The sequence below is a fragment of the Streptomyces sp. NBC_00988 genome, assembly GCF_045162645.1.
Classification (GTDB): Bacteria; Actinomycetota; Actinomycetes; order Streptomycetales; family Streptomycetaceae; genus Streptomyces.
Window position 1 is genome coordinate 3,632,082 of sequence record NZ_CP108730.1, and the last position, 12,539, is coordinate 3,644,620.

Sequence of the window (12,539 nt, forward strand, 5' to 3'; positions counted from 1 at the left end):
GTGTGTATGGGGGTTGGTCAGCGCAGGCGGCCCGCCCCCGCGCCCCGGTCGACGATGAACGGCACGGCCTTCGCGGGGTCGACCTTCGTGCGCAGGGTCGGGGTCCAGCCCGCGCCGGACTGCAGGATCTCGGTCGGAACACCCGCGTTGTGGACGGCGACCAGGTCGGTGAGCCTGCCGTTGACGTAGTTGTCGGCGGCGGTGAGCGGCGCCTCGGACCACTTCTTGAGGATGGTCGCCTCGGAGATGCCGGCCGGGACCGTGAACGCGTTGTGTTCCGCGATGAGTTGGGACTCCAGGCCGATGCCGTAGCTGTAGCCGTAGCCCGGCTCGGCGACGAAGTGGTTGTTGTACGAGTCGACTTGGCCGAAGCGGACACGCGGTGCGCGCTCGACGAGGTTGGAGAACAGGTTGTGATGGAGCGTCACCTTCAGGTGGCCCCGGTCGACGGCGGCCGTGGAGGCGCTGTCGCTGTTGCCGATGAGGATCGTCTTGTCGTGGTCGGCGAAGACGTTCCAGGAGGCGGTGACGTAGTCGGCGCCCTTGACGACGTCGAGTTCGCCGTCGTGCTGCTCGAAGATCCGCCCGTAGTAGGTGGGCAGCGAACTGTCCGGGTGGTCGCCGTCGGTGAACGTGTTGTGGTCCAACCACACATGGGTGGAGCCGTAGATGACGGCGCTGTCGTACTCGGAGTTCCAGTTGCCGGTGTCGCCGTCGGTCGGGTCCCACTGCGGGAAGCAGTCCAACGGGCTCTCGAAGGCCAGGTTCCGGACGATGACGTTGTCGACGGCCTTGATCTGCAGGCTGGCGCCCTTGAAGCCGGCGTTCCTGCCGACGCCGATGATGGTGGTGTTGGCGGGGACGAACGCCTCGATGGCGGTGTGCTGGTTGGCGGCGGAGATGCGGCGCAGGCCCTCGGGGCTGTCGTCGGGTTCGTTGTCGAGGTTCTGGTCGTAGCCCCACACGGCGGGGTCGTAGGTGGCGAGGTACTGGGCGAAGTCGTAGCCGGGCGCGGCGAAGGAGTCGCAGCCCTCGGCGTTGGCGTCGATCACACCCTGCACTCTGATGATCTTCGGCGCGGTGCCGGCGGCGGCCAACGCGGCTTTGAAATCAGCCCAGTTGGACACGGTGTAGACGTGCTCGGGGGTGGCGGCCGCGCCACCGCTGGTGCCGGTGCCGTAGGAGGCCCAGCCGTCACCGGCGCCGAGAGTCTCGCGGGCGAGGCTGTGCGGATGGGCCTGCGCGGTGGTGCTCGTGAGGGCGAGAGCCAGTGCCGTACAGCCCACGAGCGACGCTATGACGCGTGCATGACACATAGAAATACGCACTGTGCGGGTCTCCTTGCTCAGAGGCCCGAGGCGTCCGTCGCCTCGGGCCAGGTGATCCAGGACGTGGGAATGTCGTCGCGCAACCGGACGACGTCACGCGGCGCGAGCACCCGGGTGCGCAGCAACTCCCGCGCCACGAGCCGCGCCACGGCGATCGCACCGGGTGGATTGAAATGCGTGTTGTCCTGCTCGGTGTCGGTCCAGTTGAAGTAGACCTTCGTCTCCTCCACCCCGAGCCGCTGCCACAGCGCGAGTGACAACGCCTCGATGTCGAGCAGCGCGACACGTTCCTCCTGCGCGAGCGCACGCATCGCCGCCGGGTAATCGCCGTGCGTCGGCAGCGCGTTGCCGTCGACGTCGAACCGGCGGCGCTCGACGGGGGTGGCGAGCAGCGGCCGGGCGCCATGAGCCCGGGCCCCGTCGATGTACATCCGCAGATAGTCCTGGTAGGTCGTCCAGGGCTCGGTGTAGCGGGTGGGGTCGGCGGTCTTCTCGTCGTTGTGCGCGAACTGGACGAGGAGGAAGTCGCCGGGCCGGATGGCCGCGAGGATTGCGTCCAGCCGCCCCTCGTCGACGAAACTCTTCGAACTCCGGCCGTTTACGGCTTGGTTGGAGACCTCCACCCCCTTGCGCAGAAAGAAGGGGAGCGCCATTCCCCATCCGGTCTCCGGAGCTTCGGTGGAGTACTTCTGGGCGGCGGTGGAATCCCCGGCGATGTACAGGGACCGATTCCGCCGAACACCGCCACCGCGTAAAGGAACGGCGGCGAGAGCACCTAACGCGACTTGCCGACGGGTAAGAGACACGATCAGCTCACCTTCCGGTCTTTAGGGACGCGGGGAACTGCGCGACCAGCCACAACGGGCCGGCAGTCCCCCACAACCGAAACCACCCGGGCTCAGGGCTCAGTGGTTCTGCTTCCAGTCCGCCTGCGCCTTGTTCAACTGGTCGGCCAACGTGTCCAGGAACTCCTTGGCCGTCACCTTCCCCAGCAACAGCTTCTGGAAGTTCGGCTCGTTGTCCGCCTTGGAGATCGTGTTCCAGTCCGGCAGGTAATACGGCAGCTGCACAATCTTCGTGGAGGCCCCGTTCAACGCCGCCGCAGCCAACTGCGTGGGCTCGGACTTCTGAATCCACGCCGCACCGGCCGCATCCGTGTTTGCCGGAACCTGCCCGGCGGACTCGTTGTACTTGGAGTTCTCCGCGGCGGACACCGCGAACTCGATGAACTTCCAGGCCGCTTCCTTGTTCTTGCTGGACTTGAACAGACTCAGCCCGTCAACCGGGTTGGAGATCTGCACCCGCGTACCGTCGTCCAGCGTCGGATTGGGAATGCCCTTGAACTTGTCCGCGCCCAGAGCCTTCAAGTGGTCCTGATAGGACCCCAGGTTGTGACTCAGCATCCCGATCGTGCCGCTGTCCCACTGCGCGACCATCTTCGTGAAGTCGTTGTTGAGGTCGGCGGACGGAGTGTCCTTCTTGAACAGGCCGACGTACTTCGCCAACGCGGCAACGTTCTTGGGGTCGTTGACCGTCGTCTTGTCCCCGTTCCAGAAGGACGTGATCCCGGTCTGCCCGTACACCGCGTCGAGCGCGGGCGCGATGGACCCCTCGCCACCCCGAATGGTGAACCCGAACTTGTTCTTCGCCTTGTCGGTGAGCTTGTCCGCGGCGGCGTAGAACTTCGACCAGGTCGTCGGCGCGTCAAGACCCGCGGCCTTGAACAGGTCGGTGCGGTACCAGAGTGTGCCGTTGTTGGCGGAGGTGGGAATCTGGTACAGCGTGTCCCCGCCACCCGCGCTCTTGCTCACGTCGAGCAGGTTCTGGCTCAACTTGCCGTTCAGAGAACTCGACTTGAGCCGGCTGTCCAACGGCTCCAACGCCCCCTGCACCGCGACCTCGGCGAGCACCGCGGTCCCCACACCGCCGACGTCGGGCAGACCCCCGCCCTGGATCGCGGTGTCGTACTTGGACTGGGCGCTCGCGGCCGGTATCCCGACGTACTTGACCTTGATGTCGGGGTTCTTCTTCTCGAAGTCCGCGATGATCTGCTTCCAGATGTCGGTGCGGACACCGCCGTTGTTGTCCCAGAAGGTGATCGTGCCCTTGCCGGACCCCTCGTCGCCCTTGTCCCCCGCGGCGCCGCTGCCGTCGTCGCCGCACGCGGTGGCGGTCAGCGCGAGCACGGAGCCCAGGGCGACGGCCACGGCGGCACGCCTGCTTCTGCGGATGCTGGTCTTCATAGAGCGGCTCTCTTCTTGTGGATACGACGGTGTGGTGGCCTCGCGGGCGGTGGGCAAGCGCTTGCCACGGAGGTGCGTCATTGCGACTCCCAACAGGCGTACAGGCAGGGTGAGTTAGAGAGAACTGATCCGGAACCGCGTGAAACCGGCCGCGCCGGCATGTCCCGTGCCGACGGGCGCGAGCGCGAAGAGCCCGAGCAGGGCGCCGACCCAGCGCCAGGGGGTGGCGGCGAAGACCTGGCCGCTCGGACGCGGCCCGTCCCCGACGTCGTAGAAGAAACGGCATCGCGCGCCTGCGCCGATCTCGATGCGCAGCCGGACGCGGCTCTCGGGGGCGAGGCAGGGCTCCGCCGCGTCTCGTTCGCGCTCGGCGCCGGGCTCGGCGAAGCGGTGGACGAACATCACTCTGCCGTCCGCGCCCCGCTCCAGCCCGATCCAGCTGTACGCGTCGCCGAGCACGGCGAGTCCGGCGCGCGCGCCCAACTCCTCGCCGTGCAGCCGCAGTTCGACCTCGACCGCGACGGGTGTGCCGGGGAGGCGTTGGGTGAGGAGGTGCGGGAGTCGGCGCAGGTCGTGGGTGTCGGCGGAGCGGACGCAGGTCAGTCGTAGGCCGTCGCCGGAGTGGTGGGTGGCCCAGCCGTCCTGCGGGTTCGCCGTCCACTGCCACTGGCGGCCGTACCGTCCGCCGGGGAAGTCGTCGTCGGTGGCGGGCGCGGCGGGCGGCTGCGGCGGGAGGTCCGGTTTCCGGTGTACGGCTACGGGGGCGCCCGCGTCGCCCATGACCGGCCAGCCCTCGTCGTCCCAGCGCATCGGCTCGAGGTGGATCAACCGGCCGTAGGCGCCCCGCTGTTGGAAGTGCAGGAACCAGTCCTCGCCGGACGGGGTGCTCACCCACGCACCCTGGTGCGGGCCGTTGATGTCGGTGTCCCCTTGTTCCAGGACGACCTTCTCCTCGTACGGGCCGAAGAAGCCGCGCGAGCGGAACGCGCCCTGCCAGCCGGTCTCGACTCCCCCTGCGGGGGCGAGGATCCAGAACCAGCCGTCGTGCTGGTGGAGTTTGGGGCCCTCCAGGGTGAACCATCCCGGGATGCGGTCCGCGTCGACGATCACCTTGCCGTCGTCGAGCAGGGTCGTGCCGTCGGGGTGCATGCGGTGGCCGGTGAGGCGGTTCTTGATGCCCGCGCGGGACTTGGCCCAGGCGTGGACGAGGTAGGCCTCGTCGGTGTCGTCGTCCCACAGGGGGCATGGGTCGATGAGGCCCTTGCCCTCCTTGAGAAGGTGCGGGCGGGTCCAAGGGCCGCGTATCTCGGGGGCGTTGACCTGGAAGATGCCCTGGTCGGGGTCGCCCCAGAAGATCCAGAAGCGTTCGTCGTGGTACCTCAACGCCGGTGCCCAGACGCCGCAGTCGTGCCGTGGGGTCCTGAACTCCCGTGCCGGTTCGAGGCGTTGGAGGGCGTGGCCGATCAGGGTCCAGTTGACCAGGTCGCGGGTGTGCAGCAGGGGCAGGCCCGGGACGCGGCCGAAGCTGGACGCGGTGAGGTAGAAGTCGTCGCCGACGCGGATGACGTCCGGGTCGGACCAGTCGGCGTTCAGGACGGGGTTCGTGTACGTCTCGTGCGTCACTGGCTGACCGCCTTCCGCACGAGTGTCGCGGTCTCGGCCCGGTCCAGGCGGCCGTCCGCGACGACGGTGACGATCCGTCGTACGACCGTGTCGCCGGGCGGTATCGGCAGCCGCTCGTCCGTCGCCAACGAGGCGCCCACGCCCGGGTATTCGGCGGTGCGGACGAACCACGGGTCCTGGCGGGAGCGGTCCGTGGCGCCGGCGAAGACCAGGGTCCAGCCGGTGCCGGCGAGGGCGAGCCAGTCGGCGCGGGTGCCGTGGATCTCCGGTTCGCCCTCGTGGTCGGCGGTGAAGACGTGCGGGGTCTCCGCCTCCTTGCGGGCCCGCCAGAAGAAGCCGCCGTACGCGGCTCCGGGGCGGCCGTTGGTGGCGGGGCTGCCGATCGAGAGGGGGTCGGGCGTCACGTTGGTGAGGGAGAAGGTGAAGTCCAACGCCCAGGCGGTGTCGGTGAGTTCGGTGGCGGCGACCGTACGGCGTTCACGGAGCAGCTCGGCGCCGGAGGCCACCCAGCGGAGTTCCTCGACGAAGCCGTCGGGGTCGCGGAGCTGGAAGGTGGAGTGGCGTTGGGCGCCGTGGTTGTCCAGTTCCGTGGGGCCCTGGTCACGGACGTAGGTGCGGCCGCCCCAGAAGTTGTGCCCCTCGACGTCGGGAACGGCGACACCGACGCCGAGGTGGTGGGTGTGGTCGACGGGGCTCAGCTCGGTCACCGCGGTGCCCGCCAGGGTGGTGACGGGGTGCAGATACGGGCGCGGGGAGAGCCGGTCGGGCAGCTCGGGCCGGGTGACGTACCGGGCGACCGGGCGGCCCGCTACACGCAGCACCGGCGTGTCATGGGTGATCATCAGGTGCTCACCTCTTTCGGTGGGGCCCAGGAGGCGCCCAGCTCGGAGTAGAGGGCGAGGGTGTCGGCCGCCGCCGTGACCAGTGCGTCGATGCCGGGGACGACCCGGCGGTTCTCGGCGGGGATCAGGTGCCAGGCGTCGGTGGGCAGTTGGGCCGGGTCGGGGGCCTCGCGGATCGCCTCGACCATCTTCATGAAGGCGCCTGTCGCGTCCGGCTCGACCAACAGCGCGTCGCCGTCGGTGAGATGGGCGACCAGGTTCTCCAGCAGGTCCGTGCTGCCGTACTCGAACTCCTCCGGGCCGTGGCCCGCGCGCTGGAGCAGGACGCGGTCCTGCTTGTACCAGTAGGTGATCCGGCCCTCGCTGCCGTGCACCAACACGTAGGGCTCGCCCGGGTGTTCGGCGCACAGGGTCACCGCGACGGTGACCGGGCGGCCCTGGACGGTGGTTACGCGGACGCAGGAGGTGTCGTCGGACTCGATGTCGTTGGCGCGCACGAGTTCCGTCTCGATACGGACGACGTCCTCGGCGCGGGTCGTGCCGTTGAGGGCGAGGGCGGTGGCGACGGCGTGTGCGAGGGGGTTCGTCAGGGCGCCGTCGATGACGTCGACGCCGTTCAGGCGCCGCTTGCCCGCCCAGGGAGCGCGCCGGTAGTACGCCTCGTCGCGGGCCCAGGCACCGGCGCCGCCGACCCCGGTCACCGTGCCGATCGCGCCCTTGGCGATCAGCTCGCGGATCCCGGGCACGGCGTGCGAGCCGAGCGACTGGAACCCGATCTGGCAGACCGCCCCGGCCGCGGCGACCCCGTCGGCCATCCGGCGGAACTCGGCGTACGAGGGCGCGGGCGGCTTCTCCAGAAGCAGGTGCACGCCCCGCTTCGCGGCGGCCAGGGCGAGGTCCGTGTGGGTCGGGATCGGGGTGCAGATCACGGCCACCTGGGCGCCGGTGGAGTCGAGGAGGGCACCGAAGTCCGGTGACTGCGCGGGGAGTTCGCCCCCGAACTCCTCCTCCGTCAGCGGGGTCAACTCGCAGATTCCGGCGAGGCGTACGAGCCCCTTGTCCTGGAGCCGGCGGATGTTCTCGACGTGCCAGCGGCCGTGGCCCCGGGCGCCCGCGAGGACGATGGAGACGGGCGGGGCGAGGTGCGCGGTGACTGCCGTGGCCGCGAGTGCGGTGACGGTCGTAGGACCGGTCTTGGATGTCATGGGATTCTCCCTGCGTCGACGATCTTCGCCAGCAGGGTAAGCGGTTGCCTCATCCCTTCACCGCCCCCGCGCTGAAGCCGGTGATCAGCCACTTCTGGATGAAGGCGAAGACGATGACCACCGGTATCGCCGCGACGATGCCGCCCGCGGCGAGGGCGCCGAGGTCGACGCTGTCCGCGCTCATCAGGGTGTTGAGGCCGACCGGGATCGTCTGCTTGCTCTGGTCGGACAGAAACATCAAGGCGAAGAGGAAGTGGTTCCAGGCGTGCACGAAGGCGAAGGAGCCGACGGCGATCAGCCCGGGGCGCAGCAGCGGGAGGACGACGATGCGGAACGCGGCGAAGCGGTTGCAGCCGTCGACCCAGGCGGCCTCTTCGAGGGACTGCGGGACGTTCCTGATGAAGCCGCTGATGAGGATCATCGACAGCGGCAGCTGGAAGACGGTCTCCGCGAGGATGACGCTGCCGAGGGAGTTGATCATCTGGAGCTTGGCGAAGATCTGGAACAGCGGGACCAACAGCAGCGCGCCCGGCACGAATTGGGAGCAGAGCAGGGCCAGCATGAACGCGCGCTTGATCCTGAACTCGAAGCGGGCGAGTGCGTAGCCGCCGGCCAGCGCGACCACGGTCGTGAGGATCAGGGTGGCCACGCCGACGTAGACGCTGTTCTGGAAGTAGACGCCGAAGCTGCGTTCGGTCCACACCTTCTGGAAGTGGTCGAGGGTCATCGGCCAGGGCACGAGGGAGGTCGAGCCGGCCGGGCGGAACGCGAAGAGCAGGATCCAGTAGAAGGGGATCAGGGTGAAGACGAGGTAGATCCCCAGGGGGACGTAGATCTGCCAGCGCGGGACCTCGTCCCAGGCGCGGCGGACCTTGCGCGGCTGCTGCGGTGCGGCGGACTCCCGTTCGCGGACCGGAGCGATCTCGGTGATCACTTGTCGCCGCCTCCGAACTTGCTCAGGCGCAGATAGATGATCGAGAAGAAGAGCAGGATCACGAACGCGACCGTGGTGAGGGCCGACGCGTAGCCGAAGTTGTGTGCTTCGACGCTGGTGTTGGCGACGTACAGCGGCAGCGTGGTCGTCTCGCCGGCCGGGCCGCCGCCGGTCAGGGTGTAGAGGAGGTCGACGTTGTTGAACTCCCAGACCGCGCGCAGCAGTGTGGACAGCACGATCGCGTCCTTGAGGTGCGGCAGCGTGATGTGCAGGAACTGCTGGAAGCGGCTGGCGCCGTCGACCTCGGCGGCCTCGTAGAGGTCCTTCGACACGGACTGGAGGTCGGCGAGGATGAGGATCGCGAAGAAGGGGACGCCTCGCCAGAGGTCCGCAACGACCGCTGCGGAGAAGACCGTTGAGGGGTCGGACAGCCAACTCGTGCCGTACTGGCCGATGCCCATGTCGGCGAGGTAACGGGTCACGCCCGTCTGGGAGTTGTAGAGCAGCACCCAGATCGCGGAGGTCAGGACGCCCGACACGGCCCACGGGGAGAACACCAGCGCGCGGCCGACGGACCGGCCCACGAAGGTCTGGTTGACGATCAGGGCGAGGGCGAGTCCGAAGAGCAGTTGGAGACCCACCTCTACGACGACCCACTTGGCGCTGAAGGTCAACGTGTCCCAGAACTGGGGGTCGTTGGTGAAGGCGTGGGTGAAGTTGTCGAGGCCCGCGAAGCCGTTGCGCCACGGTTTGGTGGGGTTGTAGTTCTGCAGGCTGTAGTAGAAGACGCTGATGACCGGGTAGGCGATGAAGCCCAGCATGAGCAGGGCCGCCGGGGCGATCAGCAGGTACGGGAGCCTGCGCGGGGTCGCGGAGGTACGACGCCGCCGGGGTGGCGCGGGCGGTTTCGCCACGGCTGCGGCTTGGGCCATGACTGTTCTCCGTTCGCTTGCGGTGGGTCGTGCACGGGGTGAAGCGCTTTCTTCGTGGGCGTGCTGCGACGCTGTGCGTTACGAGGGGGGCTAACCCGCGTACGGGTCGGCGACCTTGCCCGGCCGGGCCAGGAACTCGAAGTCGCAGCCGGTGTCCGCCTGGGTGATCTGGTCGTTGTAGAGCGCGCCGTAGCCGCGCTCGTACCGTGCGGGCGGCGGTGTCCACTCCGCCCGGCGTCGCTCCAACTCCTCGTCGTCCACGTTGAGTTGGAGGGTGCGCGCCTCGACGTCCAGGGTGATGGTGTCCCCGGTCCGCACGAGCGCCAGTGGTCCTCCGACGTACGACTCGGGCGCGATGTGCAGCACGCACGTGCCGTAACTCGTCCCGCTCATCCGGGCGTCGGAGATCCGGACCATGTCCCGGACACCTTGCTTGAGGAGGTGGTCGGGGATTGGGAGCATGCCGTACTCGGGCATGCCGGGGCCGCCCTTGGGGCCCGCGTTGCGCAGCACCAGCACGCTGTCGGCGGTGATGTCCAACTCCGGGTCGTTGATGGTGCGTTGCATGGTCCGGTAGTCGTCGAAGACGACCGCGGGGCCGGTGTGCTTGAGCAGGTGCGGTTCGGCGGCGATGTGCTTGATGACGGCGCCGTCCGGGCAGAGGTTGCCGCGCAGGACGGCGACCCCGCCCTCGTGCGCGACCGGGTTGTCGCGCGGTCGTATGACGTCGTCGTTGTGCACCCGCGCGCCGTCGAGCTGCTCGCGCAGGGTGTCGTACGAGACCGTCGGCCGGTCCAGGTGGAGCAGGTCGGTGATCCGGGAGAGGAAGCCGGGCAGGCCGCCGGCGAAGTGGAAGTCCTCCATGAGGTACGTCTGCCCGCCGGGCCGTACGTTCGCCAGGACCGGGACCGTGCGGGCGATGCGGTCGAAGTCGTCGAGCGTGAGGCGGACACCCGCGCGGCCCGCCATGGCGATCAGGTGGATCACGGCGTTGGTGGAGCCGCCGAGGCCGAGGACGGTGGTGACGGCGTCCTCGAAGGCTTCCGGGGTGAGGATCGACGAGAGAACACGCCCCTTGTGGACTTGTTCGACGATCCTCATGCCGGATTGCGCGGCCATCCGATCGTGCCCCGAGTCCACGGCGGGAATGCTCGACGCACCCGGCACGGTCACCCCGAGCACCTCGGCGGCGGCCGTCAGCGTGGACGCCGTCCCCATGGTCATGCAGTGCCCGGGCGAGCGCGCGAGGCCGCTCTCCAGTTCGGTCATCTCGCACTCGCCGATGAGGCCGGCGCGCTTGTCGTCCCAGTACTTCCACATGTCGGTGCCGGAGCCGAGGATCTCGTTGCGCCAGTGGCCCGGCAGCATCGGCCCGGCGGGGACGAAGACGGTGGGCAGGTCGACGGAGGCGGCACCCATCAGCAGCGCGGGCGTGGACTTGTCGCAGCCGCCCATCAATACGGCGCCGTCCACGGGGTACGAGCGCAGCAGCTCCTCGGTCTCCATCGCGAGGAGGTTGCGGTAGAGCATCGGGGTCGGCTTCTGGAAGGTCTCGCTGAGGGTGGAGACCGGGAATTCGAGCGGGAAGCCGCCCGCCTGCCACACGCCCCGCTTGACCGCCTGGGCACGCTCACGGAGGTGCACATGACAGGGGTTGATGTCCGACCAGGTGTTGAGGATCGCGATGACGGGCTTGCCGAGGTGTTCCTCGGGGAGGTAGCCGAGCTGGCGGGTGCGGGCCCGGTGGCTGAAGGAGCGCAGCCCGTCGGTGCCGTACCACTGGTGGCTTCTGAGCTCTTCCGGTGCCTTCATACGGACCATCCGGCGGCTATCGCGGCGACCTCGGCGCGCTCGCTCTCGGGCAGGGGCTTGCTGGGCGGGCGGACCTCGCGGCGGCACAGGCCGAGGGACGCAAGCGCTTCCTTGACGATCGTGACGTTGTTCGCGGAGCCGTTCGCAGCCCTTAGTTCCTCGAATCGGCGGATCTGTTCCCAGACCTTCATCGCCCCGGGATAGTCCCCTGATCGAAGCGCTTCGATCATGTTCAGCGAGACGGACGGGGCGACGTTCACGAGCCCCGAGGTGAAGCCGGTGGCGCCTGCCGAGAAGTAGGAGGGCGCGTACGGTTCGGCCAGCCCGGCCACCCACACGAAGCGTTCGAGCCCCGCGTCCCGGGCGAAGGCGGCGAAGCGGGCCGCGTCCGGGACGGCGTACTTGACGCCGATGACGTTCGGGCAGTCTTCGGCGAGTTCGGCGAGGCGGGCGCCGAGGAGTTGGGCGTTGCGGATGTACGGGACAACGCCCAGGTCGGGCACGGCCTCGGCGATGGCGCGGTGGTAGTCGACCCAGCCGTCCTGCGAGACGTAGGGGTGGACGGGCTGATGGACCATCACCATCTGGGCGCCCAACTCGCGGGCGTGCAAGGCGGATTGGATGGCGGTGGGTACGTCGTGTCCGATGCCGACGAGGATCGCGGCGCGCTCACCCGCCTCGCCGATGGTCAACTCCGTGACGAGCTGGCGCTCTTGAGGGGTGAGGGCGTAGAACTCGCCGGTGTTCCCGTTCGGCGTGAGGATGCCGACGCCGCCGTCGAGCAGGCGGCGGAGCAGGGCCCGGTGGGTGTCCTGGTCGACGCTGCCGTCCTCGGCGAACGGGGTCACCGGGATCGCCACCACGTCGGCCAGGGCGGCGCGTTGGGCCTCGAACCTCGCCGTCATGCCCGACCGTCCTCTCCGTGGGTGTCCTGTCCGTGGGCGTCTTGTCCGGGGGCGCTCTGACCGTTGGTATCCAACTCGGTGCCGGGGAAGGCCCGTTGGACGAAGGACGCGATGTGGGCGTGCAGTGCGGTGGCCGCGCCGTCCGCGTCGCCGTCGAGGGCGAGCCGCAGGATCTCGCGGTGTTCGCCGGCCTCCCGTTCCCAGGAGGGCGAGGCGGCCCAGGCGACGGCGGAGACGAGGGCGGCCTGGTCGCGGACCTCGTCGAGCATCCGGCCGAGCAGCGGGTTGCCGCACGGCAGGTACAGGGCGCGGTGGAACTCCCGGTTGGCGAGGGAGCGTTCGGCGGTGTCGGTGGCCTCGTCGGCGCGGGTCAGCGCCTCGCGGGCGTCGTCGAGGGAGGCGTGGCGTCGTACGGCACGGCGGAGCGCCTCGGGTTCGAGGAGCAGCCGTACGTCGTACACCTCGCGCGCCATGTCCGCGTCCACCATGCGCACCGTGACGCCCTTGTACTGGTTCATCACGACGAGCCCGGTACCGGCCAGGGTCTTGAGCGCCTCGCGCACCGGGGTCTTGGACACCCCGAACTGCGCGGCGAGGTCGGTCTCGACCAGTGGCTGACCCGGCGTCAACTGTCCGGTGAGGATGCGGCGTTTGATCTCCTCCTGCACGTACTGCGTGCGGGAGGGGATCGGCGTGGGCACAGAGGTCATGCGCG

At 69.0% G+C, this 12,539-nt stretch carries 11 protein-coding genes; all 11 read right to left on the reverse strand.

Annotated elements, in window-relative coordinates:
- Positions 1 to 17: 17 nt before the first annotated feature.
- The gene (locus tag OG496_RS16515; RefSeq protein ID WP_405976637.1) at positions 18 to 1,316 is read right to left on the reverse strand and encodes a polysaccharide lyase family 1 protein; all 1,299 of its coding nucleotides are present in this window, start codon (positions 1,314 to 1,316) and stop codon (positions 18 to 20) included.
- Positions 1,317 to 1,345: 29 nt separating this feature from the next.
- Positions 1,346 to 2,134, reverse strand: coding sequence for a rhamnogalacturonan acetylesterase (locus OG496_RS16520; RefSeq protein ID WP_405971388.1), 789 nt, complete (start codon positions 2,132 to 2,134; stop codon positions 1,346 to 1,348).
- 99 nt (positions 2,135 to 2,233) lie between these two features.
- Positions 2,234 to 3,571: a sugar ABC transporter substrate-binding protein gene (locus OG496_RS16525; RefSeq protein WP_366494285.1), complete on the reverse strand. Its 1,338-nt coding sequence runs from the start codon at positions 3,569 to 3,571 to the stop codon at positions 2,234 to 2,236.
- A 114-nt stretch (positions 3,572 to 3,685) separates the two neighbouring features.
- Entirely contained in the window at positions 3,686 to 5,194 is a 1,509-nt protein-coding gene (locus OG496_RS16530; protein WP_405971389.1) for a family 43 glycosylhydrolase, read from the reverse strand.
- Positions 5,191 to 6,036, reverse strand: coding sequence for a PmoA family protein (locus OG496_RS16535; RefSeq protein WP_405971390.1), 846 nt, complete (start codon positions 6,034 to 6,036; stop codon positions 5,191 to 5,193). Before OG496_RS16535 ends, OG496_RS16530 begins: the two co-directional genes overlap by 4 nt.
- Positions 6,036 to 7,241 (reverse strand): Gfo/Idh/MocA family protein, encoded by a 1,206-nt coding sequence (locus tag OG496_RS16540; protein ID WP_405971391.1) that lies wholly within the window; start codon positions 7,239 to 7,241, stop codon positions 6,036 to 6,038. The genes OG496_RS16535 and OG496_RS16540 overlap by 1 nt, the downstream gene beginning before the upstream one ends.
- A gap of 49 nt (positions 7,242 to 7,290) precedes the next feature.
- Positions 7,291 to 8,175: a carbohydrate ABC transporter permease gene (locus tag OG496_RS16545; RefSeq protein ID WP_405971392.1), complete on the reverse strand. Its 885-nt coding sequence runs from the start codon at positions 8,173 to 8,175 to the stop codon at positions 7,291 to 7,293.
- A complete protein-coding gene (locus OG496_RS16550; RefSeq protein WP_405971393.1) occupies positions 8,172 to 9,107 on the reverse strand; it encodes a carbohydrate ABC transporter permease in 936 nt (311 codons plus the stop codon). Before OG496_RS16550 ends, OG496_RS16545 begins: the two co-directional genes overlap by 4 nt.
- A 90-nt stretch (positions 9,108 to 9,197) precedes the next feature.
- Positions 9,198 to 10,928 carry an L-arabinonate dehydratase gene (gene araD, locus OG496_RS16555; RefSeq protein WP_405971394.1) on the reverse strand — a complete coding sequence of 577 codons (1,731 nt, stop codon included), beginning with the start codon at positions 10,926 to 10,928 and terminating at the stop codon, positions 9,198 to 9,200.
- The gene (locus OG496_RS16560) at positions 10,916 to 11,824 is read right to left on the reverse strand and encodes a dihydrodipicolinate synthase family protein (RefSeq protein WP_405971395.1); all 909 of its coding nucleotides are present in this window, start codon (positions 11,822 to 11,824) and stop codon (positions 10,916 to 10,918) included. Before OG496_RS16560 ends, araD begins: the two co-directional genes overlap by 13 nt.
- On the reverse strand, positions 11,821 to 12,534 hold the full coding sequence (locus OG496_RS16565) for a GntR family transcriptional regulator (protein ID WP_405971396.1): 714 nt from the start codon (positions 12,532 to 12,534) through the stop codon (positions 11,821 to 11,823). Before OG496_RS16565 ends, OG496_RS16560 begins: the two co-directional genes overlap by 4 nt.
- Positions 12,535 to 12,539: the final 5 nt, after the last annotated feature.